The organism is Mesorhizobium sp. M0037 (assembly GCF_040323635.1).
Classification (GTDB): Bacteria; Pseudomonadota; Alphaproteobacteria; order Rhizobiales; family Rhizobiaceae; genus Mesorhizobium.
In genome coordinates, this window is record NZ_JAMYVB010000024.1 from 43,778 (window position 1) to 66,544 (window position 22,767).

Below are 22,767 nucleotides of genomic sequence, written 5' to 3' on the forward strand. Positions count from 1 at the left end.
CCTGATTTTTCATTCAGACGCCAAAAACAGAACGAGGGGAACTCAATGGCGTTGGACTGGGACAAGCTTCGCGTGTTTCACGCAGCGGCGGAGGCTGGGTCGTTTACCCATGCCGCCGAGACTTTGCACCTGTCGCAATCGGCGATTTCACGCCAGGTCAGCGCGCTCGAACATGATGTCGGGGTGCCGCTGTTCAATCGCCATGCCCGCGGCCTGGTGCTGACCGAGCAGGGCGAAATGCTGTTCCGCACGGCGCATGACGTGCTGATGAAGCTGGAGACCATCAAGTCGAAGCTGACCGAGGCCAAGGACCGTCCCTCAGGCGTGCTGAGGGTAACGACCACGGTCGGGCTCGGCGCCGGCTGGCTGACCGAGCGGGTGCAGGAATTCATCGAGCTCTATCCGGAAATCAGCCTGCAGCTGATCCTGGCCAATGAGGAACTCGACCTCACCATGCGCCAGGCCGACTGCGCGATACGGCTGCGCCAGCCGCAGCAGCCCGACCTTATCCAGCGCCGCCTGTTCACCGTGCATTTCCACCTCTATGCCTCGCCGTCCTATGTCGGCAAGCACGGCAAGCCGACCTCGGTCGCCGATCTGAAGAACCATCGCATCGTCACTTTCGGTGTGCCGGTGCCGTCGCATCTGTCGGAGCTGAACTGGCTGGAAACGATCGGCGATTTCGACGGTGGGCAAAGGGTGCCGACGCTGCAGATCAACGACATCTTGTCGATCAAGCGCGCCGTGCAGGGCGGCGCCGGCATCGCCATGCTGCCCGACTACGTGATCTCCAAGGAATCGGATCTGGTGCAGCTTTTGCCGGAGACCGAGGTGCCGTCCTTCGACACCTATTTCGCCTATCCCGATGCAATGAAGAACCAGGCCAAGCTGCACGTCTTCCGCGACTTCATCATCGCCAAAGCGCGCAGCTGGTCATTTTAAACATGCCCTTGGGAGGTGCTGGTCACCCCCGCCAAGGCGTCAGCCGTGGCAGCCAGCCGGGAACATTGCGGCGGTAGGTCTCGTATTCGCCACCGTAGCGGCGGGCGAGAGTCGGCTCCTCATAGAACCTGACGAAAGAGCCCATGACGATCGCGCCGATGGCGGCATAGGCAGCGACGCTCCAGCTTGAAAACAGCAACGCCTGGCCGAGGATGATCGACAGCACGGCGACGTACATCGGGTTGCGGACATGGCGGTAGACGCCGCCGATCACCAGTCTCTCGGTGGGTGCTACAGGCGCCGGCGTGCCCATGCCTTCGAGCGCGAAGCGGGCAAAGGAATGGACGAGCAGGGCGATGGCCGCGACGATCAGGATGGAGCCAGCCGGCACGAAGCCGGGCACCGTCGACAGCGGCAGACGGTAGCGGTCCGTCAGCAGCCAGGGCACCAGCCCGGCCACGACACAAGGTGCGGCGATGAAGAAGACCGCGCTGCCGGCGATCGCCTGGGGTGTCCGCATGTCAGGTCTCCCTTCTTCCGGCCGACCCTTCCCATCCCGCTGCCGCAAAAATAAACGCCTGCTGCCCGATTCAACGTCATTCGGCTTTTTGCCCGCGAGCGCGAGAATCAGCCCGACTTGCGGTTCTGCGAAGGCAACCGCACGGTCGCGCCATTCATTTGGCAACTTTTCGTGGTCCTATGGCCCCTAGACATGGGTTAGACCACAGCCTGTACCTTTTTGCATGCGTGTGTTGCAAAATAGATGCTTGTTTCTTGGGCATGAACAGCACATATATAGATCATCTCCTGGGCGCGTTCTCCTCCCATTAGCGCCCTCGAGTGTTCCCCTCTGGAGGTTAGCCTTAACAGGCACTTCCAATCAAACTCAGCCGGATCTTCATTGATCCGGCTTTTTTGTTTCCGGGCCTGCCGTAGCCAGCGAAAAATCGAGCAAAATCGCCGCGTAACAGTGACATGTAACCTCAGGTAACATGCCGCAGGCGCGATTCATCGTTTAAGCAGATCATAGGACGCGGTGTGGTTCGACCGGGAGATGGGGGCATCACTCGGAAGATCCGGGCTCAGGCGGCTACCGCGTCCGAACCTATTCGTCTGTCAGTGCCGCATGGCGCGGCGGATACGTGCGGCGGACCTGCCGTTTTCCTCCCAAGAAGACGGTCCGCAATAAGAGCGGCGTCCGGGTCATCCGGGCGCCGTTTTTTGTGCGGATCATCCTTCGGCCTGTCAGGCAGCCTTGCCGTTGGCGTTCATCGCCTCGTCGGCCAACCGACCGGTCAGCTCGGCCATGTGATCGAAGGCGCAACGATAGCTGGCGACGCCGGAGGTCGCCGAGCGCAGTTCGATGATCAGGTCGCCGATCTCGGCCTGCGGCATGGTCGCCTCCACGACATCCCATCCCGGCCAGTCAGGCCGCGCGTCGTAGCCAAGGATCTGGCCGCGCCGTTGCGGGATCAGCGCGATGATCTTCGAAGTGGCTTCGGACGGCGTGACGATCTCGACCTTCATGACCGGCTCGAGCAGCACCGGCGAGCAGGCCGCCATGCCTTCCTTCATGGCCAGCTTGGCCGCCATCTGGAAAGCCATGTCGGAGGAATCGACGGCGTGGTAGGAGCCGTCGGAGAGGTTGACGGCGACATCGACGACAGGGAAGCCGAGCGGGCCGGATTTCAGATAATCGCGCACGCCGGTTTCGACCGACTGGATGTAGGTCTTGGGCACGACGCCGCCGGTGATGGTGTCCGAGAACTGAAAGCCGGAGCCGCGCGGCAGCGGCTTGATCTCGATCACCACATCGCCGAACTGGCCATGGCCGCCGGACTGCTTCTTGTGGCGGCCGCGCTGCTGCACCGTCTTTCGGATCGTCTCGCGATAGGGGACGGCAGGCGCATGGCCTTCGACCGGAATCTGATTCTTGCCTTCCAGCCGCTCGCGCACGACCCGCAGATGCATCTCGCCATGGCCGGACAGCACGGTCTCGGCCGAGTCCTGGTTGTGGCGCAAGGTGAGCGAGGGATCTTCCTCGGCCAGGCGCTGGATGGCCGCCGACATTTTGACCTCGTCCTTGCGCTCCTTCGGCCGTAGCGCAAAGGCAAAGACCGGCTGCGGCGGCGTAAGCGTGACCAGCGGCTTGATACCGCCCTTCGTGGAACTCAACGTCTGGCCGGTCTTGACCTCGTCCAGCTTGCCCAACGCCACCGTGTCGCCGGCCTTGGCAGCGGTGAGCTTGGACTGGTCCTTGCCGAGCATCTTGTAGATGCCGGAGACCTTCGCCGTCTCGCCATTCGACAAATAGAGTTCGGCTGCATCGGCGATCTGGCCGGAGAGTACGCGCGACACGGACAGCTTGCCGCCATGCGCGGTGTGGATGGTCTTCATCACCTGGACCACGGTGTGATTGCCGTCGGGGACGCCGAGCCGTTTGCGCGTCGCCTCGACATCCGGTGCGTCATGGCGGATCGCCTTCAAAAGGCGCAGCACGCCGTTGCCTTTTTCGGCGGTGCCGATAAGCACCGGCGTTATGGCGCCGGCGCGCAGGTCGGCGGACAGATCGTCGAAGACCGCGTCTTTCGGCGGCTCGATCTCCTCCAGCAACTGCTCCATCAACTGGTCGTCATGGTCGGCAAGCGTCTCCAGCATGGAGAAGCGAGCCTCCAGTTCGCGCGCCTTGTCGTCAGTTGGAATTTCGGCAACCTGGCTTTCGGCATATTCGCGGTAGATGTAGGCGCGCTCCAGCGCCAGGTCGATGGAACCGATCACCACATTGTCCTTGCGCAGCGGAATCTGGCGCAGCAACAGCGGCGCCGCGCTCGTCGGCTGCAGCATCTTCAGCGTATCGCGTACGCCGGCGATTGCCTTGTCGACCTTGTTGAGGAACAGGATGCGCGGCACGCCGAGATCGTCGAGCTTGCGCATGATGAGCTGCAAGGCTGGGATCTTCTTCTCGTCGGCCTCGGCGACGACCACCGCGAGATCGCAGGCTGCCAGCACCGGCTCGGCCTCGAAGGAGAATTCGATCGATCCGGGACAGTCGACGAAGGTGATCTGCTCGCCCATGAATTCGGTGGTGGCAAAGGTCGCCTCGACGCTCATGGCGTGCGCCCGCGCCTCGGGCGAATGATCGGAAACGGTGCTTCCCGATGAAACGGGATTTTGGCGGGGGATGGCGCCCGTACGGGCGAGGATGGCTTCGAGAAGTGTCGTCTTACCGCTTGCAAAGGGACCGACTATGGCAATGCATTTCGGTCCCGTGCGTCGTCCTCCGGCGCGAGTACCCATGGCTGACCTCCACTCAGGCGTTGCCCTTGGAGTGCGATCAGCAAAAGTGGAAACGGTTTTGCGCCGATCGCACCCTGTCGTGAGCGGCGGCCGGCCTGTTCGACCGTCGCGGGCGGGGTTGTTTTCATTTAGCCACCTGCCCAACCCATCGTCCCACGGGTTAGCCGGGAGGGCAAGGAAAATAGAAATCGCGCCGCCGTCAGGCGGCCGAGGCAAGACCCGGGGATCAGAACCGTCGGGCGATTTCAGCTTGCCTGGGTGCGGCGCGTGGGCGTGGCGGCTGCACTCTGCTTCACCACCATCTCGGCGTAGCGCGACAGCAACGGGTTGAACAGGTCCGGACGTTCCCAGAAGGGCGCATGGCCGGCGCCTGGTATGACATGGCACTGTTCCCACAGCGAGCTGTAGGCGACGGTCTCGAAATAGCTTAGCCGCACCAGCGGATCATGCTCGCCATTGATCACCGCGACGGGGAACGGAGCGTGCTCGACCACCTGTTTCTGGTCGGCGCCCTTGCCCGCAAACATGGAGCGCGCCACGCCGGCGCGAAGCCGACCGTCGGTGCGCCTGATGGCTTCGCGGAAAGACGGACTGGCGGTGTCGCCGTAGCACAGAGCCTCAAAACGCTCGATGTCGCGTTCGGAGTAGACCTTCTTGGAGGCGAGCAGCATGTCCCAGTTGGCGTGAAAGCCGCGCAGCATGCCAAGCGGCCCTCGCGACACCGGCGGCGCTCCGGTCAGCACCAGGCCGCTGACCGCATGGTGAAAGCTGGCCAGTTCGACCGCCACATGGCCGCCGAGCGACCAGCCGAAGATGATGGCGTGGCCGATGCCCAAAGCGTCGAGAAGCCGGGCTGTGGACTGGGCAAGGCCGGTAATCGTATAGGCGGTCGCCGGGTCGCGGGCATCGGAGGACTCGCCGTGGCCGGGAAGGTCGAAGGCGATCAGCCGATGGCCGTCGGCAAGCGGGCTATCGAACTGACGGGCAAACACGGCGCGCGAACTGCCCGACCCATGGATCATGACGATGGGCATGCCGGACCCAGACGACTGGCTGAGGCGCAAGTCGGCCTGCGGCGTGCGGATGGTGCGGTGAGTGATGCTCATGCTGAATTAGACCTTGAGATTTGCCTGACCGCCAACATCGCATCGCTGGCTCTATATGTTCTTTAAACATGTGGTTAAGAAAGGATTTCTAAAGAGATAGCCGGCACGATCGCTGGCTCCATGGCAATCACGCGCGGAATCCCGACAATGGAACCAGTCCTCGATCTTCTTGTCTCGATCTGCAGCATCGCGATGCTTGGCCAATATGTCTGGTCGATGCGGGCGCATTTCCAATCGCAGGCGATGTCTCCAGGCGCCATGGTGATTTCGGCGGCGGTCATCGCCACGGCGCTGTTCTTTCTCGCCACCCTTTGGATCCAATCGCAGCCGGGTTCGGCAAAGCTCACCGGACTTGCCGTCGAACTGGCGAGCTCTGCCCTGTTCTGGTGGGCGATCGTCACGTCGCGCAAGGTGCGGCTGCGCTTCGTCTTCGCACCCGACGATCCGCACAGCCTGCTGACCCACGGCCCCTACGGCCATGTCCGCCACCCCTTCTATACGTCCTACATCGTCTTCTGGATCGGCTGGGGGATCGCGACCTGGTCGGTCTGGGCGTTGGTGCCGGTCGCCGGGATCGCTATCCTCTATGTGTTTGCGGCGCTGGACGAAGAGAAGAAATTTTCGCGCACGCCGCTGGCCGGAGCCTACGCGGACTATCGCGTACGTGCCGGCCTGTTCTGGCCTCGGCTGGGGTGGTAGCGAGCACCGGGGCAGGGTAGGTTCTACTGAACTCAGGGGTCACCAGAGATGAAGATCATTGCCTGCGGCAGCGTGCCGACCATCATCGCACCGGAGAAGTATTTCACCGGCCGCGTGCTGCAGACGCCCATCATCGAGAAGGAAGCGCCGGCGCGGCTGCGGGCCACGCTGGTCAGCTTCGAGCCTGGCGCGCGTACCCACTGGCACACGCATCCGCTCGGCCAAACGCTCTATGTCACGTCGGGCGCCGGCCTTGCGCAGACATGGGGCGGGCCGATCCAGGAGATCAAGGCGGGCGACGTGATCTCGTTCGAGCCGGGCGAGAAGCACTGGCACGGCGCGGGTCCAAAGACGACAATGACCCACGTCGCCATGCAGGAAGCGCTGGACGGCGTCCACGCAGATTGGATAGAAGCGGTCACCAGCGAGCAGTATGGCGGCTGAGGTCTGCTCCTGACAAAAACCCGGCTCGAAGCCGGGTTTCATGTCTCGGTGCCGCCAGTTCAGGTCAGCGATGCCGTGAACCGCTGGATGCGCGTGCAGGCTTCCTCCAGCAGCGTCTCCGACGTGGCGTAGGAGATGCGGAAGTTGGGGCCGAGGCCGAAGGCCGAGCCGAACACCACCGCGACACCCTCGCCTTCGAGCAATTCGGAGCAGAAAGTCTCGTCAGTGTCGATTATCTTGCCGGCCTTGGTCTTCTTGCCAATCAGCTGGGCGCAGGACGGGTAGACATAGAAGGCGCCTTCCGGCGACGGGCAGGTTATGCCGCGCGCCTGGTTGAGCATCGACACGACGAGGTCGCGACGGCCCTGAAAGATCGCCTTGTTCCTGGCGACGAAATCCTGCGGGCCGTTGAGCGCCTCGACCGAGGCCCATTGCGCGATGGTGCAGGCGCCCGAGGTCTGCTGGCCCTGGATCATGTCCATCGCCTTGATCAGCTGGACGGGACCCGCGGCATAGCCGATGCGCCAGCCGGTCATGGCGTAGGCTTTCGAGACGCCGTTCATGGTCAGCGTGCGCTCGTAGAGTTTCGGCTCGACCTCGGCGATCGTCCTGAAGACGAAGTCGCCATAGGTCAGGTGTTCGTACATGTCGTCGGTCAGTGTCCAGACATGCGGATGCTTCAAGAGCACGTCGGCCAGCGCGCGCAGCTCGGCTTCCGTGTATGCGGCGCCGGACGGGTTCGATGGCGAGTTCATCAACAGCCATTTGGTCTTCGGCGTGATCGCCTTTTCCAGCACGGCGGGAGTGAGCTTGAAACCATTGTCGATCGAGGTGTCGGCGAACACCGAGGTGCCGCCGCAGATCGCCACCATTTCGGGATAGCTGACCCAATAGGGGCGGGGGATGATGACCTCGTCGCCTGGGTTCAGCGTCGCCATGAAGGCGTTGAACAGGATCTGCTTGCCGCCGGTGCCGACAATGGTCTGCTCGGGCTTGTAGTCGAGATTGTTCTCGCGCTTGAATTTTTTTGCGATCGCCTCGCGCAGCGGCGCGATGCCCGAAACCGGCGGGTATTTGGTCTCGCCGCGGCGGATCGCCTCGATCGCCGCATTCTTGATGTTGTCGGGCGTGTCGAAATCCGGTTCGCCGGCGCCGAGGCCGATAATGTCGCGGCCGGCATTTTTCAGCTCGCGGGCTTTCTGCGTCACCGCGATGGTGGCGGAAGGCTTTACGCGGGCAAGGGCGTCGGCAAGAAAGGCCATGACCAGATATCTCCAGAGGGGTCGGCGCAACCGCAAACAGCTGCGGCGCTTCTCATGTCGCATCGACCCGGCAAGTGCAAGCATTGTCGGATGAGCCAGGGGTCAAGGACCCGTGGAGATCGGCTTTTTGGAGCGCGTGCATGACGGTTTCACTCTGCGTTGCGGGCTCTGCAATCGACGCCCATCCCCGGCAAGACTAAATTCATCAACGGCCGCTAAAACCTTTGACGGCAGGATCGCCAGCCATTTCGCCTGTCTCGCGGAGCGAGGGACCCTTGTCGCGCAGCACCGGGCTTGCCCACATCATCCGTCACGATGACGGCACCGCTTCAGGTGTCTGGGGTCCCTACACGCTGCAGAGCGCCTTTCAGCCGATCTTCGCCTTCAAGGACGGCAAGCTCTCGATCGCAGCGTTCGAGGGGCTGATCCGGCCGTTTCGTGACGGCGAGCCGCAATCGCCGATGAACTTCTTCCGCACCTGTCCGGCCGGCGACCGCCTGCATATCGAGGCGCTGACGCGCACGCTGCATTTGCTCAATGCCGGCGCCTGCCTGCCGCAAGAGGCTTCGATCTTCGTCAATTTCGATCCGTCGGTGTTTACCGAGCGCTCCATCGCCGACAACGCGTTGCGCGACATGCGGCTGGTGCTGCACGAAGCCGGGATCGATCCGCGCCGCATCGTGTGCGAGGTGACCGAGCAGAAGTCGGCGTCGCAGGAAACGCTCTACAGCTTTGTCGAGGCGCTGCGGGCCAATGGCTTTCGCATTGCCGTCGACGATTACGGCGCCGATGAATCCGACATCAACCGCATCAAGGAGCTCAAGCCCGACATCGTCAAATTCGATGCGCACTGGATCACGCAGCTCATGGAATCCGGCGCCGGCTTTGCCCTGCTGACTGCCATGGTGACGAACTTCGAACTACAGGGCATCCGCACGGTGTTCGAAGGCATCGAGGAAGGCTGGCAGCTTGAACTAGCCGAGAAATCCGGCGCATCGATGGTGCAGGGCTTTGTGCTGGCAAAGCCGGAACTGGCGCCGACCAGCTTTCGCGCTTTCGGCAAGGATACGCAGCCGTCTGTCGCGGCGGCCGAGCCTGGCAAGACGCCTGCCGGCCCGACTGCAGCGCCTCCGGCGCGGCCGGGCAGGGTGTTCGGGCGCAGGACCGGGCCATGACCGGGCAGCGCGAGAGGCGTCGCGATATCGGCGAAGCGATCTTTGCCGACGAGGTCGGCATCGAATACGGCGTCTACGGCGCGTTCCGGCTGAAGAGCGCCTACCAGCCGATCTTTGCGCCACGCGGCGGCGCGTTGGCCGCGGTTGCCGTCGAGGCGCTGATCGAACCGCAGCGCGCTTCCATGCCGGTTGCACCGGCCATGTTCTTCGACAGTGTTGCGCCGGGCGACCGCCTGTTTGTCGAGACGATGTGCCGGATGCTGCATCTGAAAAACTTCCGCAACATCGGCGTCGACGGGCTCGACCTGTTCTTCAATTACAACCCGATGATCAACGATCATCTCGGGCGGGCGCTGGCCGAGATCCGGCTGATGACGCGGCATCTCGGCGATCTCGACCTGCATGCCGCCATGCTGGTCTGCGAGATCACCGAACAGGCGGCCGACGATAATGTGCTGGCCCCGCTGGTGCGCGAGATGCGGCGCCACGGCATCCGCATCGCCATCGACGATTTCGGCACCGGCCACTCGACCGCGGAGCGGATGAGCCTGCTTCAACCGGATATTGTGAAGATCGACGGCGGCTGGTTCGCCGAATTCTGCCGCCACGCTGCCGCCGAGCGCTTCTTCCGGCCGCTCGTCTCGTCGCTGCACGATCGCGGCGCCAAGGTGCTGGTGGAAGGCATCGAGCAATCCGTGCATCTGCGCGTCGCGCTGGATGGCGGCGTCGACCTGCTACAGGGGTTCCATCTCGGCCGCCCGGCGCTGGCCGGCACGATCTTCAACCGGGAGCCGCTGTCGATCGAGGCGCTGCTTGGCGCCGACAACAAGGTGGTGCCGCTGCATCTGCGGCGCTGATTTGTGCTCGCGCTTGCCGCCGCTTCGCGGCTCGTTCCGGACGGGACGCCAACGGGCGCGATGCCCGGTTGGGCTTGCGGCCTTCGGCCGTAGCGCGCATTCAAAGAGGGCGAACTCGGCCCGCGTGAAGTTCAGCCAAAGCCTGCTCGGCAAACTTATCCAGTCGGCCAGCCTTGGCGTCCGCCTCGATCTGCATATCCCACACCTCTGCCTGATACGCTGCGAACCATTTGGTAAAGGCCTTTAGTTCTTTGGTGTTCAGGGCTGCGATGGATCTTTCAATCTGTTCGAGCTTGGTCATGGGGCGAAACTAGCATGGCCATCGTCCAATTCCAGACAAACAAAAAGGCGGGATAAATCCCGCCTTCCCATTTTCGGTAGCCTGATCGGAGCTTTGAGTCCGGGCCGGCAGCTATCTGCTGATCCAGCTTGTCGGGTCTTTCCGCTCCAGCGCGCTTCTCGCGCGACCGTCAGTACATCCGTGACTTGCCGCGCGCCCCGAACTCTCGTCCGGCGCGCGCTATCGCAAAATCAGGCTGCCTTGCTCAGAGAACCAGCGGACGACTTGCCTGTGCGGCGGTCCTGCTCGATCTCGAAGTTGATTTTCTGGCCTTCGACCAGGGTCGACAGTCCAGCGCGCTCGACAGCGGAGATGTGAACGAAAACGTCCGCACCGCCCGAATCAGGCTGAATGAAGCCGAAGCCCTTGGTGGCATTGAACCACTTGACCGTACCAGTTGCCATATGAATAGTCCTCGCATTTGCTTTGGTTTGACCGAACCGAGGTTCAGCCGGTTTGTATCGAGATTTTGGAGATAGACGTCAGCAAACGCGAAGATCGCGAGGCCCGGATCGATCGGCCGAAATATCAATGGAGCTGATATAGGCGGGTTTCGCACCAAAAACAAGATGGCTCGAAAAATGGCGTTGCGGTGGCGCCGCCCAAAGGCCGCCCCAATCGCGTGAAAGCGTCAAGCAATCGGGAAGATCGGGACGCCCGACGGCGTTAGTCCGGTTTTGGGAGACTGTCATGAAAACGGTTGTGAAAACCATTCTGCTTGCCGCCTGCCTGACGCTGGCGGCCGCCGAAGCGCAGGCGATTTCGCGCTACGACCCCACTCGTATGAGCTGCGACAGGGTGCAAGGCACGATCGCCCGCCAGGGCGCGGTCATCCTGCGCTATCAGTCCAGGCGCGTGCCGGGGCTGCCGCTCTTCGACCGCTATGTGCAGAGCCAGCAATTCTGCAATGTCGGCGAGGTCAGAAAGCGCGCCTATGTGCCGAGCGCCGATACCGAATCCTGCCCGGTCTATCTCTGCAAGCGGATCGAGAACGACCATTTTCACCGCCGCTTCCTGCGCCGTCATTAGGCATTTGATATTCAAGTGAGGCCGGCCTGCGAACGATGGTCTTCTGCGCTTCCGGCGCCCACGTACATTAAGTACGCTCCGCTCCGGTTCTCGAAGACCATAGTTCTCGGTGCGGCCTGACCTGAATCTCAACACACCCAGCCGGCATACCATTCAAGCTCTTAGAACCCGAACGAGACCTGCGCCGCCGGCGGCGGGCCGACGCGCACGCCTTCCATGGCCAGCATCTTTTCCTTGGTGGCCGAGCCGCCGGGCGCCGAGAAGCCGCCGATCTTGCCGCCCGCGGCTAGTATCCGATGGCAGGGGATGACCAGCGGCACCGGGTTGGAGCCCAGCGCTGCCCCGGTTTCGCGCGGCAGGCCGGCTTGGCCGGCGCGCTTGGCCAGTTCGCCATAGGTGGTGGTTTCGCCGTAATGCAGTTTTCGCGCCGCGTCGTAGATGGCGAGACGGAAGTCGTCGACGCCGTCGAGATCGACCGGCACACCGGAGAAATCGACGTCCTCGCCTGAGGCATAGGCCTTGATCGAGGCGATGAGCTCGACCACCCATTGCGGCTGCCCAATGTTCGCAGTGGTATTGGCGGCAACACCGGCATGCCGCATCAGCCGGCGTTCCACCGCTTCGCGGCTCCTTTCGGGCAGGCAGAGCCGGATCAGGCCCTTATCGCTCCAGGCGATGCCGATGAAGCCGATCACTGTTTCTAACACTGCGTGGCCGGCTGTGATCGAAGATGCCGTTTCCATGATGCGCTCCTTTCCGCAAAGCGGCGAAAACCGGGATGCCAACCGGTACATATGCAGAACAATATGGCATCTGATCCCGGCTCTCGCCACCCGAAAACCACCAGATGGTCCCGATTGCCCACCAGGAATCGCTGGTGTAAGGACTTCTTAACAACCGACAAATCGGACCCGCGCGGCTTGCCAGCAAAATTCAACCTTTTCGCGATCTCTGTGATCGTCGGCGCAGCTGCCCTCAGCGGCTGCCAATCGACCTCGCAGATGAAGGCCACGCCTGCGCTGACCGAAACCGCGACCACCGCCGGCAGCGATGCCGGCTTCACCGTGCCGCTGCCCGATACGGTTTCGGTGCTGCCGCAATCCTCGGGCATAACACCCGTTCAGTCGGCCGAAGCGACGCCGGCGACGCCAGCGCTCGATGCCGCCCCGCAGCCGGCTGCCGCGACCGCGGCCTTTGCCGGCGCGACGCCCACGGCCCCGGCCCTGCCTGCGGTGATGGCCGCCAACGCCTGGCAGGCGCCTGCGCCCGCCAAGGCCGGACAGCCGGTCGCGGCGCAATATACGACCGCCAGCCTTGTCATGCCGGCGACCGCCAAGGGCGGCCAGAACGCCATGCCCGGCGTGCAGCAGGTAGCCTATGTCGTGCCGCAGAACCCTGCTTCCCTGGGCCAGTTCCCCGCCGCGCCCCTCGGTCTCCCGGAAGAAGAGCATGCGACCGGCATGCGCGGCGACGTCGACCGGCTGATCCAGAAATACGCTGCTCTCTACGAGGTGCCGGTCGATCTGGTGCGCCACGTCGTCAACCGCGAAAGCACCTACAATCCCAAGGCTTACAATAACGGCCATTGGGGGCTGATGCAGATCAAGCACGCGACGGCGCGCGGCATGGGCTATGACGGGCCGGCCAAGGGCTTGTTCGACGCCGAAACCAATCTGAAATACGCGGTCAAATATCTGCGTGGCGCCTGGCTGGTGGCGGGTGGCAACGCCAAGAAGGCCGATTGGCTCTACCAGACCGGCTATTATTTCGACGCCAAGCGCAAAGGCCTGCTCGAGGCCACCGGCCTCGGTGTCGACCGCAAGCGCCGCCGGCTGCAGCCCGACGCCTGAGCGCGATGCCTGAACCGCGCCCGCCGGCTCCAAACGACATCCGGCTGCGCAAAATCCTCGACGAGACGCTCGTTGCACCGCACTGGCCGGCCGGCTTTACCATGCGCTGCTTCGAACATGGTGACGCGCAGCCCTTGCATGCGCTTTTGACCGAGGTGTTCGACGACGGCACCGACGGCCCGTTCGACGAATGGTGGCCGCGCATATCCAGCGATGCCGAATTCGACCCGGCGCTGTGTTTCCTGGTCATCGACGCCAAGGGACGGCTGGCGGCGGCAGCGCTGTGCTGGACCAGGGCCTTCGTCAAGGACCTCGCGGTCCATCCCGAAGCGCGCGGCAAAGGCATTGGCGAAGCGCTGATGTGGCAGGCTTTCAACGCCTTTCGCGATCGAGGCGCGGCCCATGTCGACCTCAAGACCAACACGGTCGAGAACGCCGCCGCGCTCAGGCTCTACGAGCGGCTGGGAATGGTGCCTGTCGCCTGGGAAGGGTAAGGGCTTTTTTCTTGCCGCAATTCCCTGGGGAAAACGCTACGCGCTTTTCCCAGGAAAACCGGTTCACACTTTTCCTGGAATTGCTCGAGCGCTGTTGAAATCCTTCGGATTGTGAACTGCTTCACATAGGCCGCCGCAACCGGATGCTACCTCACCATCCATGCCTTTCGACCGATGGCGGATCGACGACTGGCAGATGTGGAGGGGCTGCACCGGCATGTGTTCAGCCACTCCTTGGCGGGTCCCAGGCGGGGGTTTGGGGCCCGCCAGTCGTTTTACGGCAGCCCTCAGATATCGGGCGCATTGCCGATCTTCTTTTTGAGCTCAAGCGCCCAGGCGCGGCCCTCGTCGCCGCCCCACAGCAGCCAGGCGATATGGCCGGCCGATGGATTGTCTTCATTGCCGTAATTCTTGCCGCGCTTGTCGACCTCGTGGCGGGCGAAGTAGCTGACCATGCGGCGGATAGTGGATGGCGCCAGCTTTTCGCGGTTCTTGAGTTCCGTCGCCCGCGCCACGCCGATCTCGGTGCCGCCCCGGCCGAATTCTCTTCGCAACCTCAACCCCTTGGCGGCATTGTCGGCCACCACTTGCGGGCAGCGCAGATTGATCTCTTCATCCTCTTGCATGTGTCTCCCCAGCTCCGGAAATCTAACCTGCAGACGCAATACAGGGAAGTGCAACCGGCTCCCAATGCAGCGCCGTCCATTAGGATCAGCGCGCCATCGGCATCTGCGAGATCCTGTGGAACCTTATGGATTTCACGCCTGAGGGTCGGCCGAACTGGAACGAACAGCTGCAATATGGCGAGGCGTGCTGTCCTGAGGTTTGTCCGCCAGGGGCTCGGGACGGCTCTTCGGCAGATGGTCGCTGACGAATAGTTCTCCGGACGCAACCCTGCCGCCAATGCCGCGTTTGATTAGCCGAGGGAAATTTTCAAATCGGAGACCTCAGATGAAAACGCTTCTCACCATTGCCGCCGTCGCCTTGTTCGCCGGTGCCCCTGCCGCCTTTGCGGCCAACTCGACTGCGGTCGCGCCTGCCATGGCCGCCAGCAAGGTCGATACCCCAACCTTCGTCAAGACCGTGCCTAGCTCCAACGAATTCGAAATCCAGTCGAGCAAGCTCGCCGAGGAGAAATCCAAGGCGGCTGACGTCAGGAAATTCGCCAAGCAGATGGTCAAGGACCACACCAAAGCCGGCAAGGAGTTCAAGGCGGCGCTGAGCCAGGGCCAGACCACCGGTTCGACCAAAGCCGCGGGACCGGCCCTGCAGCCGAAGGAGCAGGCAATGCTCGACGAGTTGAAGAGCACAAGCGGCAAGGATTTTGACGCCAAGTACATCCAGATGCAGACGGACGCGCACAAGGAGGCCGTTGCCCTGTTCAGCACCTATGCCAACTCGGGCGACGACCCGGCGATGAAGGAATTCGCCAAGAAGACGCTGCCGACGCTGCAGATGCACGAGAAGCACGTGAAGGAACTCGCGGCCGCGCATCAGGGTTGAGGGTTGGTGACTGGCCAGCAATAGCATTCTACGGCGCCCCCTCTGTCCTGCCGGACATCTCCCCCACGAGTGGGGAGATCAGCAGCGTCGGCGCCGTGCTTTTCTACCGACGGTGAAAATTGGCGAAGGCTGAGGCGACAGCCAATCTCCCTGCTTGTGGGGGAAATGTCCGGCAGGACAGAGGGGGGCGCCGTAGAGTGCGACGGCCGATGCCTGCCGTTGGCAAGGCATTGCGGCAAAGTGGCTCTGTGGCTGCGGCGGCAGTGACATACACTGCCGCCACCAATTCAATGGAGCTCCCATGCCCAAGATCGACCTGTCCACCGTGCCTGTCCGCAAGGGCTCCGGCTACCCCGCACCCTTCGACGCCCCTTGCGCCGAGCGCACACGCCAGCGCGTCGGCGATGCCGGCGGCCTCACCGATTTCGGCGTCAACCTGATGACATTGCCATCAGGCGGCTGGTCCAGCCAGCGCCACTGGCACAGCCATGAGGACGAGCTCGTCTATGTGCTGGAAGGCGAACTGGTGCTGGTCGAGGATGGCGGCGAGACGCTGCTCAAGGCCGGCGACTGCGCGACCTTTGCCAAGAACAGCGGCAACGGCCACCACATGATCAACCGCTCGTCCACAACGGCGCGCTATCTCGAGGTCGGATCGCGCAATCCGGATGATCTCATCACCTGCTCCGACATCGACATGATGAGCCCGAGTTCGGATGGCAGGTTCCTGCACAAGGACGGCATGCCCTATCCGGGGCAGGGGTGACGGCTGGACTATGGTCCGGCGCTGGCGTTCGCTGGGCGGGGGGATAAGCTCCTCACAATCAAAGGTGGCGCAGGCCCCCTCATCCGACCGCTTCGCGGCCACCTTCTCCCCACTGGGGAGAAGAGGGAAGCGCTGGCGCTGACCGGCTCCTCTCCCCTCGGGGAGAGGTCAGCCGAGCGAAGCGGAGGCTGGGTGAGGGGGCCTTGGCGCCAGCTTGGCAAACAAGGGGAAGATCACCATGAAAAAAGAAGTCATCGAAGTGCCCGTCATGTCGGCCAAGGTGCGGGCGCTCGGGCTGCCTTGCTCGACGGCAGTAAGGGCCAATGGCTTCGTGTTCATCTCGGCGACGCCGCCGGTGGACATGGTGAGCGGCGAGATGGTGCGTGGCGATATCGAAACGCAGACCGAGGCGTCGCTGAAGGCGCTGAAACACTGCCTGGAAGCCGCCGGCACCTCGCTGGACAATGTGGTGATGGTGCGCATCTACGCCGTCAATTCCGGCTTCTACAACGCCATCAACCGGGTCTATGCCCGGTACTTCAGCGTCAACCCGCCTGCGCGGAGCTTCGTGCCGGTGGCGTCGTGGCCGATGGAGTTCGATATCGAGATCGAGTGTGTGGCGGTGGCGTGAGGGGCCACCTCTCCCCTCATGAAATAATTTCCGCTTGTCTTTGAAGTAAAGTCGTCCTCAAATCTCGCCGGGGATAGGGAGGGCGAGTCATGAACAAATTACCGAAGAAATTCGGCGAACGCGTTGCGTCGAATCTCAAGAAGTATCAGCGGATTACGCTGGCTCAGCAAAAATCTGATGTCGCGGAAGCCGACACGGTTACCTTGGTCAAGGACATCCTGGCCGATGTTTTTGGCTATGATAAATATGACGAGCTAACCTCGGAACACCAGATCAAGGCTACATATTGCGATCTCGCGATCAAGATTGCAGGAAAACTGCGATTGCTTGTTGAGGTGAAATCAGCGGGCAGCAGCTTGGCTGATAATCACTTGAGGCAGGTTATCGACTACGGAGCCCACCAAGGCATTCACTGGGTGATCCTCACCAATGCGGTCGAATGGCGGTTGGTCCGTATCTATGTGGCAAACCAGATCAGCCATGAAGAAGTTTGCCGGATTGTCCTTGCCGACATGAATCCCAAGAATGAGGACCATCTACAGTGCCTCTTCCTGTTCGCCAAGGAAGGGCTGACGACCGATGCAATGGATGCATTCCATCAGCAGGCACAGCTGTTCAACAAGTTTACGGTTTCGGCGATCATCCGGTCTGAAGCCGTGATTTCGGTGGTGCGCCGGGAAATCCGGAAGCTCTTTCCAGACATCAAGGTTGGTAACGAGAACCTCTCGCAGTTGGTCGAAAATGAAGTAATCAAGCGGGATACGATCGAAGGCGACAAGGCTAAGGAAGCGGTCGCTAGGATGCGAAAGGCTACGAACAAACTGGAGAGGGCTAAGGCTAAGGCAGTGAAGCTCATTGAGGTAGAAACGCCAAAATGAGATTCTTTGGAGCCGAGCAATGAAAATTCAAAATTTCAGGATACGCCGGTTCAAGGTTATCGAAGATACCAGTGTAGGCCTATCTGATTTGAACATAATTGTTGGATCAAACAATTCTGGAAAAAGCAGCATAATTCAAGCTCTCCATTTTTGCATATCGATCTTGCAGTCCATCGCACTGGCAAAGAAATGGACGCGAAAAAGCCCTTTGATAGCGACGCTAGGGCCGGATGAGATCATATACTCTCCTGCGTCTAATCCATACGCCCTAGGTCAAGGTGGAAAATTGGTGGAGGGTGAAAATAGATCGATTTTGTTTGATTTGACCTTGGAGAATGGGCGTACTTTTTCCTTGGAAGTTGCGAAAGGTAAGAACAACAATGTCCAAGCCCGAATTGTGAATCCGGAAGTCGCTGTGGGATTAGCGAGTTTAGATGATCCGTTCAGCATATTCTCGCCGGGATTAGCGGGTGTCGCTAAGAGCGAGGTGTTTGTTTCTGATGGAGTTTTGTTGCGGGCTCTTGCTCGGGGTGACGCGAACGTAATTCTTCGCAATATGCTCCTTAGGCTTTGGCCAAATGAAGATAATAGAAATAGATTTCTCGTTGACCTCGCTGAGGTATTCCCTGGTGTCGAGATCGATGTTATTTTTGAGCAAAAGATTGATGAATATATATATGTATTCGTTAAGAAGGACGGCACGAGTATCCCTATTGAACTTTGCGGAACCGGATTCCTACAGGCAGTTCAGATACTGTGTTATCTTCATAGATTCCGCCCGAGCCTAATTGTTCTTGATGAGCCAGACTCCCATCTTCATCCGAACAATCAAAGGATAATCTCGAATCTTCTATTTAGAATAACTGAGGATTTAGGAACTCAGATTGTTATCACGACCCATTCTCGACACATAGTTGATGCGCTTTCCGGCGTTGCTCGATATATTTGGGTTCAGTCTGGTGCTGCGGCTCCGGCTTCCCGCGACGACCAGATTGACATACTAATGGATTCGGGCGCTCTCGATTTGAAGGAGAGAATTGGAACAAAGAACTACGATGCTATATTATTAACCGAGGATGAAATAACTAGAAGTATCGTTACATTATTGGCGTCTAGTGGATTTGATATGGAAAGAACGTTGATTCTTCCCTATGGCGGTGTAACGGAGTTACATAATCTTAGGACTATAGCGGATCATACTCGACGTATATCGGGCGCCCGCCTTGTGATTCATAGGGATCGCGACTTCCTTGACCCCATGGAAGTCGAAGCGTGGAAAACGTCAATTCGGGAGATGCAGTGTGATTCATTTGTGACAACTGGTGTCGATATCGAATCCCACTTGCTGAATCCGCGCTACCTTTCGGCTCTAAACAACTTACAGAACGAGGCTCAGTTTACGGAAATTCTCAATCAGGCGATCGAGGAGATTCGCGAGGACGCATACGAGCATGCTCTCAATTCCCGGTTAGATTGGGAACGCAAACAGGGAAATGGACGAGTAAACGTAGGAGCTTTAGCGCGAGACATGAGGCAAAGGGTGAATGATGACCCTCGTGCCAATATGTCGGGAAAGAAACTGCTTAAGAAAATTCGAGATATTTATCGCCAGCGCGTCGGTGCAAACCTGACCGTAGGAACGGGTTCTGAGTTGATACGTGATGACAGCTTATTGACGATAGCAAATAGGATATTTCCGCGCCGCAGAGAAAATCAGTGATGGACACCCTCAGGGAGCTCATCTGGGTGGTGGCGCTGCCCTTCATCCGCCTGCCGGCACCTTCTCCCCGTTGAACGGGGAGAAGAGAGCTAATTGCCTCAAGCAAAATACTCCTGCAGCGGCCTGACCTCCAGGCTCCCTGCCTTCAGCGCCGTAATCGCCTCGGCCACCGCCGCGGCGCCCGACAGCGTCGTATAATACGGCACCTTCTGCATCAGCGTGGCGCGGCGCAGGGACTTCGAGTCCGATACCGCCTTCTGGCCATCCGTCGTGTTGAAGACGATCTGGACCTGGCGGTTGCGGATGGCGTCTTCGATGTGGGGCCGGCCCTCCAGCACCTTGTTGATCTTCTGGGCGTCGACGCCATTTTCGGCGAGGAAGCGGGCCGTGCCGGATGTCGCCAGCACCTTGAAGCCCTGGCCGGCGAGGCGCTTGACCGCCGGCAGGATGCCGGCCTTGTCCTCGTCGCGCACCGAGACGAACAGCGTGCCGGAGCGGGGGAGATCGACGCCGGCGCCGAGCTGGCTCTTGGCGAAGGCGAGCGCAAAGTCGCGGTCGAGGCCCATGACCTCGCCGGTCGAGCGCATTTCGGGGCCGAGCAGGATGTCGACGCCGGGGAAACGGGCGAAGGGGAAGACGGCTTCCTTGACCGCGATGTGGCCGGGGTTTCTCGGGTCGGGCATCGCGCCGTAATGGGCGAAGGCGTCTTCCAGCTTTTCGCCGGCCATGACGCGTGCGGCAATCTTGGCGATGGGCCGGCCGATGGTCTTGGCTACGAAGGGCACGGTGCGCGATGCCCGCGGATTGACCTCCAGCACATAGACCGTGCCATCCTTGATCGCATACTGCACGTTCATCAGGCCGCCGACATTGAGCGCGCGGGCAAGGGCCGCCGTCTGTCGCTCCAGCTCGTCGACCAGCTCGGAAGGCAGCGAGTGCACCGGCAGCGAGCAGGCGCTATCGCCCGAGTGAATGCCGGCCTCTTCGATGTGTTCGAGAATACCCGACACGAAGGTCGACGTGCCGTCGCAGAGGCAGTCGACATCGACCTCTATGGCGCCGGAGAGATAGGTGTCGAACAGCAGCGGGTTCTTGCCCAGCAGCGTGTTGATCTGGCCGGTCTTGTCGTTGGGGTATTTCTGCTTGATGTCCTCCGGCACCAGGCCAGGCACGGTGTCGAGCAGATAGGACTGCAGCATGCCCTCGTCATGGATGATCTGCATGGCGCGGCCGCCGAGCACATAGGAGGGGCGCACCACCAAGGGGAAACCGAGCTCGCCGGCGACGAGGCGGGCCTGCTCGACCGAATATGCGATGCCGTTCTTCGGCTGGGTCAGGTTCAGCTTGTGCAGCAGCTTCTGAAAACGGTCGCGGTCTTCGGCGAGATCGATCATGTCGGGTGACGTACCGAGGATCGGGATGCCGGCCTTCTCCAGCGCATCGGCCAGCTTCAGCGGCGTCTGGCCGCCGAACTGGACGATAACGCCGACCAGTTCGCCCGAGGCCTGTTCGGCGCGCAGGATCTCCAGCACGTCCTCCGCCGTCAGCGGTTCGAAGTAGAGCCGGTCGGAGGTGTCGTAGTCGGTCGAGACGGTCTCGGGGTTGCAGTTGATCATGATCGCTTCATAGCCGGCGTCGCGCAGCGCGAAGGCGGCATGGCAGCAGCAATAGTCGAACTCGATGCCCTGGCCGATGCGGTTGGGACCGCCGCCGAGGATGACGACTTTTTTTCGCGACGACACTTGCGCTTCATTGGCCAGCGCGCCGGCGAAGGGCACTTCATAGGTCGAGTACATGTAGGCGGTGGGCGAGGCGAACTCGGCGGCGCACGTGTCGATGCGCTTATAAACCGGATGAACGTCGAGCTTTTCACGAATCTTCGCAATCACTTCGGCGTCGGTCTTCGTCAGCGAGGCGAGGCGGGCATCGGAGAAGCCCATCGCCTTCAGCATGCGCAGATTGACGGCGTCCTGTGGGATGCCGTGCTCGCGGATGCGGGCTTCCATGGAAACGATGCCGGCGATCTGTTCGAGGAACCACGGGTCGATCTTGCACATTGCGTGCACGTCTTCCAGCGAGGTGCCCATGCGGATCGCCTGCGCCACCATGCGCAGCCGGTCGGGCGTCGGCGTGCCGAGCGCGGCGCGAATGGCGTTGCGGTCGTCGGCGTGGTTGGCAGCTACGGCACCGTGGCCGAGGCCTGGGATTTCGATTTCGTCGAGACCAGTCAGGCCGGTTTCCAGTCCACGCAAAGCCTTCTGCAGCGATTCCTGGAACGTGCGGCCGATGGCCATGACTTCACCGACCGACTTCATGGCGGTGGTCAGCACCGGCTCCGCGCCGGGGAATTTCTCGAAGGCAAAGCGCGGGATTTTTGTGACGACGTAATCGATGCTTGGCTCGAAGGAGGCGGGCGTGGCGCCGCCGGTGATGTCGTTCTCCAGCTCGTCCAGCGTGTAGCCGACGGCGAGCTTGGCCGCGATCTTGGCGATCGGGAAGCCGGTCGCCTTCGAAGCCAAAGCGGAACTGCGCGAGACGCGCGGGTTCATCTCGATGACGACCAGCCGACCATCGGCCGGGTTGACGGCGAACTGCACATTGGAGCCGCCGGTCTCGACGCCGATCTCGCGCAGCACCGCGATCGAGGCGTTGCGCATCATCTGGTATTCCTTGTCGGTCAAGGTCAGCGCGGGGGCGACGGTGATCGAGTCACCGGTGTGTACGCCCATCGGGTCGATGTTCTCGATCGAGCAGACGATGATGCAATTGTCCGCCTTGTCGCGGACGACCTCCATCTCATACTCCTTCCAGCCGAGCACGCTTTCCTCGATCAGCACTTCGGTGGTCGGCGAGGCGTCGAGCCCGGACTGGACGATGTCGTAGAATTCGGCGCGGTTGTAGGCGATGCCGCCGCCTGTGCCGCCCATGGTGAAGGACGGGCGGATGATGGCGGGCAGGCCGACATGGTCGAGCGCCTGGGCGGCAATCGCCATGCCATGGCTGATGTAGCGCTGCTTGCGGTCGCCTTCGCCGAGGTTCCAGCGGGTTTCCAGCGCGTCGAGCGCGGCATCGAGGTCGGCAGGCGCCTCGGCCTTGACGGCGGCGCGCTCGGCCTCGTGCGTCTTGCGGTCGGCGTTCTTGACATCGGTGGCATTGGCAAGCATCGACTTCGGCGTTTCCAGGCCGATCTTCTTCATCGCCTCGCGAAACAGCGCCCGGTCCTCAGCCTTGTCGATCGCCGTGGCGTCGGCGCCGATCATCTCGACATTGTAGCGTTCGAGCACGCCCATGCGGCGCAGCGACAGAGCAGTATTGAGCGCGGTCTGGCCGCCCATGGTCGGCAGCAGCGCGTCGGGCCGCTCCTTGGCGATGATCTTGGCGACGACTTCAGGCGTGATCGGCTCGATATAGGTGGCGTCGGCCAGTTCCGGGTCGGTCATGATGGTGGCCGGGTTGGAATTGACCAGGATGACGCGAAAGCCCTCCTCCTTCAGCGCCTTGCAGGCCTGTGTGCCGGAATAATCGAACTCGCAGGCCTGGCCGATGACGATGGGGCCGGCCCCGATGATCAGGATCGACTTGATGTCGGTGCGTCTTGGCATCGTTGTGAGTTCCGTTCGGCGAGCGGCTTGCACGAAAAACCGGGACGGGAAGACCCGGCCGGTTGTGCTTGCGATTCTGGTATCAGGCTAGGAGGGCCTTATAGGGAAGAGTTTTGGGAGATGTAACCCCGAAAATGAGGCTATGCAGTAGGGATCAGGCAGCAGGGATCAG

At 61.4% G+C, this 22,767-nt stretch carries 22 protein-coding genes; 13 read left to right on the forward strand and 9 right to left on the reverse strand.

The window, feature by feature from the left end; genetic code table 11:
* The first annotated feature begins 45 nt into the window (after window positions 1–45).
* The gene (locus NKJ78_RS27475; RefSeq protein ID WP_023671970.1) at window positions 46–942 is read left to right on the forward strand and encodes a LysR family transcriptional regulator; all 897 of its coding nucleotides are present in this window, start codon (window positions 46–48) and stop codon (window positions 940–942) included.
* A gap of 22 nt (window positions 943–964) precedes the next feature.
* Here the strand turns inward: NKJ78_RS27475 and NKJ78_RS27480 are convergent, their stop codons facing one another.
* The 3 genes from NKJ78_RS27480 to NKJ78_RS27490 form a co-directional block, all read right to left on the reverse strand.
* Entirely contained in the window at window positions 965–1,462 is a 498-nt protein-coding gene (locus NKJ78_RS27480; RefSeq protein ID WP_023671969.1) for a methyltransferase family protein, read from the reverse strand.
* A 725-nt stretch (window positions 1,463–2,187) separates the two neighbouring features.
* On the reverse strand, window positions 2,188–4,239 hold the full coding sequence (locus NKJ78_RS27485) for an elongation factor G (RefSeq protein WP_023683761.1): 2,052 nt from the start codon (window positions 4,237–4,239) through the stop codon (window positions 2,188–2,190).
* A gap of 245 nt (window positions 4,240–4,484) precedes the next feature.
* Window positions 4,485–5,345, reverse strand: coding sequence for an alpha/beta fold hydrolase (locus NKJ78_RS27490; protein ID WP_023683762.1), 861 nt, complete (start codon window positions 5,343–5,345; stop codon window positions 4,485–4,487).
* Between the two features lie 147 nt (window positions 5,346–5,492).
* Here NKJ78_RS27490 and NKJ78_RS27495 point away from each other — a divergent pair, with 147 nt between their 5' ends.
* Together NKJ78_RS27495 and NKJ78_RS27500 are read left to right on the forward strand one after the other, a co-directional pair.
* The gene (locus tag NKJ78_RS27495) at window positions 5,493–6,044 is read left to right on the forward strand and encodes a methyltransferase family protein (protein WP_023683763.1); all 552 of its coding nucleotides are present in this window, start codon (window positions 5,493–5,495) and stop codon (window positions 6,042–6,044) included.
* A gap of 48 nt (window positions 6,045–6,092) precedes the next feature.
* Window positions 6,093–6,488, forward strand: coding sequence for a (R)-mandelonitrile lyase (locus NKJ78_RS27500; RefSeq protein ID WP_352460592.1), 396 nt, complete (start codon window positions 6,093–6,095; stop codon window positions 6,486–6,488).
* A gap of 59 nt (window positions 6,489–6,547) precedes the next feature.
* Here the strand turns inward: NKJ78_RS27500 and NKJ78_RS27505 are convergent, their stop codons facing one another.
* Window positions 6,548–7,750, reverse strand: coding sequence for a pyridoxal phosphate-dependent aminotransferase (locus tag NKJ78_RS27505; RefSeq protein WP_023683765.1), 1,203 nt, complete (start codon window positions 7,748–7,750; stop codon window positions 6,548–6,550).
* A gap of 275 nt (window positions 7,751–8,025) precedes the next feature.
* Here NKJ78_RS27505 and NKJ78_RS27510 point away from each other — a divergent pair, with 275 nt between their 5' ends.
* Entirely contained in the window at window positions 8,026–8,925 is a 900-nt protein-coding gene (locus NKJ78_RS27510; protein WP_023683766.1) for an EAL domain-containing protein, read from the forward strand.
* Window positions 8,922–9,782 carry an EAL domain-containing protein gene (locus NKJ78_RS27515; RefSeq protein ID WP_023689726.1) on the forward strand — a complete coding sequence of 287 codons (861 nt, stop codon included), beginning with the start codon at window positions 8,922–8,924 and terminating at the stop codon, window positions 9,780–9,782. The genes NKJ78_RS27510 and NKJ78_RS27515 overlap by 4 nt, the downstream gene beginning before the upstream one ends.
* 100 nt (window positions 9,783–9,882) lie before the next feature.
* Here NKJ78_RS27515 and NKJ78_RS27520 read toward each other — a convergent pair whose 3' ends face one another.
* A complete protein-coding gene (locus NKJ78_RS27520) occupies window positions 9,883–10,083 on the reverse strand; it encodes a hypothetical protein (RefSeq protein ID WP_023671961.1) in 201 nt (66 codons plus the stop codon).
* A 230-nt stretch (window positions 10,084–10,313) separates the two neighbouring features.
* Window positions 10,314–10,526 (reverse strand): cold-shock protein, encoded by a 213-nt coding sequence (locus NKJ78_RS27525; RefSeq protein WP_015316174.1) that lies wholly within the window; start codon window positions 10,524–10,526, stop codon window positions 10,314–10,316.
* A gap of 298 nt (window positions 10,527–10,824) precedes the next feature.
* Between NKJ78_RS27525 and NKJ78_RS27530 the strand changes: the two genes are divergently transcribed.
* The gene (locus tag NKJ78_RS27530) at window positions 10,825–11,151 is read left to right on the forward strand and encodes a hypothetical protein (protein ID WP_023689728.1); all 327 of its coding nucleotides are present in this window, start codon (window positions 10,825–10,827) and stop codon (window positions 11,149–11,151) included.
* A gap of 161 nt (window positions 11,152–11,312) precedes the next feature.
* Here the strand turns inward: NKJ78_RS27530 and NKJ78_RS27535 are convergent, their stop codons facing one another.
* Window positions 11,313–11,894, reverse strand: a complete 582-nt coding sequence (locus tag NKJ78_RS27535; RefSeq protein ID WP_352460591.1) for a methylated-DNA--[protein]-cysteine S-methyltransferase — start codon at window positions 11,892–11,894, stop codon at window positions 11,313–11,315.
* Window positions 11,895–12,071: 177 nt separating this feature from the next.
* Here NKJ78_RS27535 and NKJ78_RS27540 point away from each other — a divergent pair, with 177 nt between their 5' ends.
* Window positions 12,072–13,001 carry a lytic transglycosylase domain-containing protein gene (locus NKJ78_RS27540; protein WP_023749108.1) on the forward strand — a complete coding sequence of 310 codons (930 nt, stop codon included), beginning with the start codon at window positions 12,072–12,074 and terminating at the stop codon, window positions 12,999–13,001.
* A gap of 5 nt (window positions 13,002–13,006) precedes the next feature.
* The gene (locus tag NKJ78_RS27545; RefSeq protein WP_023724918.1) at window positions 13,007–13,495 is read left to right on the forward strand and encodes a GNAT family N-acetyltransferase; all 489 of its coding nucleotides are present in this window, start codon (window positions 13,007–13,009) and stop codon (window positions 13,493–13,495) included.
* Window positions 13,496–13,782: 287 nt separating this feature from the next.
* On the opposite strand, the gene NKJ78_RS27550 is transcribed toward NKJ78_RS27545, so the two are convergent.
* Window positions 13,783–14,121: a hypothetical protein gene (locus NKJ78_RS27550; RefSeq protein ID WP_352460590.1), complete on the reverse strand. Its 339-nt coding sequence runs from the start codon at window positions 14,119–14,121 to the stop codon at window positions 13,783–13,785.
* Window positions 14,122–14,446: 325 nt separating this feature from the next.
* On the opposite strand from NKJ78_RS27550, the gene NKJ78_RS27555 reads away from it, so the two are divergent.
* From NKJ78_RS27555 to NKJ78_RS27575, 5 genes are all read left to right on the forward strand, one after another.
* Entirely contained in the window at window positions 14,447–14,998 is a 552-nt protein-coding gene (locus NKJ78_RS27555) for a DUF4142 domain-containing protein (RefSeq protein ID WP_023733307.1), read from the forward strand.
* A gap of 301 nt (window positions 14,999–15,299) precedes the next feature.
* The gene (locus tag NKJ78_RS27560) at window positions 15,300–15,764 is read left to right on the forward strand and encodes a cupin domain-containing protein (RefSeq protein ID WP_352562742.1); all 465 of its coding nucleotides are present in this window, start codon (window positions 15,300–15,302) and stop codon (window positions 15,762–15,764) included.
* Window positions 15,765–16,002: 238 nt separating this feature from the next.
* Window positions 16,003–16,395 (forward strand): RidA family protein, encoded by a 393-nt coding sequence (locus NKJ78_RS27565; protein ID WP_023740205.1) that lies wholly within the window; start codon window positions 16,003–16,005, stop codon window positions 16,393–16,395.
* Between the two features lie 89 nt (window positions 16,396–16,484).
* A complete protein-coding gene (locus NKJ78_RS27570; RefSeq protein ID WP_352460589.1) occupies window positions 16,485–17,273 on the forward strand; it encodes a hypothetical protein in 789 nt (262 codons plus the stop codon).
* Window positions 17,274–17,292: 19 nt separating this feature from the next.
* A complete protein-coding gene (locus tag NKJ78_RS27575; RefSeq protein ID WP_352562743.1) occupies window positions 17,293–18,993 on the forward strand; it encodes an AAA family ATPase in 1,701 nt (566 codons plus the stop codon).
* Window positions 18,994–19,091: 98 nt separating this feature from the next.
* Here NKJ78_RS27575 and carB read toward each other — a convergent pair whose 3' ends face one another.
* Window positions 19,092–22,595 carry a carbamoyl-phosphate synthase large subunit gene (carB, locus tag NKJ78_RS27580; protein WP_352460586.1) on the reverse strand — a complete coding sequence of 1,168 codons (3,504 nt, stop codon included), beginning with the start codon at window positions 22,593–22,595 and terminating at the stop codon, window positions 19,092–19,094.
* Window positions 22,596–22,767: the final 172 nt, after the last annotated feature.

Excerpts from the sequence above, each read along its gene's own strand:
- NKJ78_RS27535 (WP_352460591.1), bottom strand. The coding sequence starts at position 11,894 with ATGGAAACGGCATCTTCGATCACAGCCGGCCACGCAGTGTTAGAAACA.
- NKJ78_RS27505 (WP_023683765.1), bottom strand. The coding sequence starts at position 7,750 with ATGGCCTTTCTTGCCGACGCCCTTGCCCGCGTAAAGCCTTCCGCCACC.
- NKJ78_RS27575 (WP_352562743.1), top strand. The coding sequence starts at position 17,293 with ATGAAAATTCAAAATTTCAGGATACGCCGGTTCAAGGTTATCGAAGAT.
- NKJ78_RS27525 (WP_015316174.1), bottom strand. The coding sequence starts at position 10,526 with ATGGCAACTGGTACGGTCAAGTGGTTCAATGCCACCAAGGGCTTCGGC.
- NKJ78_RS27555 (WP_023733307.1), top strand. The coding sequence starts at position 14,447 with ATGAAAACGCTTCTCACCATTGCCGCCGTCGCCTTGTTCGCCGGTGCC.
- carB (WP_352460586.1), bottom strand. The coding sequence starts at position 22,595 with ATGCCAAGACGCACCGACATCAAGTCGATCCTGATCATCGGGGCCGGC.
- NKJ78_RS27475 (WP_023671970.1), top strand. The coding sequence starts at position 46 with ATGGCGTTGGACTGGGACAAGCTTCGCGTGTTTCACGCAGCGGCGGAG.
- NKJ78_RS27550 (WP_352460590.1), bottom strand. The coding sequence starts at position 14,121 with ATGCAAGAGGATGAAGAGATCAATCTGCGCTGCCCGCAAGTGGTGGCC.
- NKJ78_RS27520 (WP_023671961.1), bottom strand. The coding sequence starts at position 10,083 with ATGACCAAGCTCGAACAGATTGAAAGATCCATCGCAGCCCTGAACACC.
- NKJ78_RS27490 (WP_023683762.1), bottom strand. The coding sequence starts at position 5,345 with ATGAGCATCACTCACCGCACCATCCGCACGCCGCAGGCCGACTTGCGC.
- NKJ78_RS27480 (WP_023671969.1), bottom strand. The coding sequence starts at position 1,462 with ATGCGGACACCCCAGGCGATCGCCGGCAGCGCGGTCTTCTTCATCGCC.
- NKJ78_RS27545 (WP_023724918.1), top strand. The coding sequence starts at position 13,007 with ATGCCTGAACCGCGCCCGCCGGCTCCAAACGACATCCGGCTGCGCAAA.
- NKJ78_RS27495 (WP_023683763.1), top strand. The coding sequence starts at position 5,493 with ATGGAACCAGTCCTCGATCTTCTTGTCTCGATCTGCAGCATCGCGATG.
- NKJ78_RS27565 (WP_023740205.1), top strand. The coding sequence starts at position 16,003 with ATGAAAAAAGAAGTCATCGAAGTGCCCGTCATGTCGGCCAAGGTGCGG.
- NKJ78_RS27515 (WP_023689726.1), top strand. The coding sequence starts at position 8,922 with ATGACCGGGCAGCGCGAGAGGCGTCGCGATATCGGCGAAGCGATCTTT.
- NKJ78_RS27560 (WP_352562742.1), top strand. The coding sequence starts at position 15,300 with ATGCCCAAGATCGACCTGTCCACCGTGCCTGTCCGCAAGGGCTCCGGC.
- NKJ78_RS27485 (WP_023683761.1), bottom strand. The coding sequence starts at position 4,239 with ATGGGTACTCGCGCCGGAGGACGACGCACGGGACCGAAATGCATTGCC.
- NKJ78_RS27570 (WP_352460589.1), top strand. The coding sequence starts at position 16,485 with ATGAACAAATTACCGAAGAAATTCGGCGAACGCGTTGCGTCGAATCTC.
- NKJ78_RS27500 (WP_352460592.1), top strand. The coding sequence starts at position 6,093 with ATGAAGATCATTGCCTGCGGCAGCGTGCCGACCATCATCGCACCGGAG.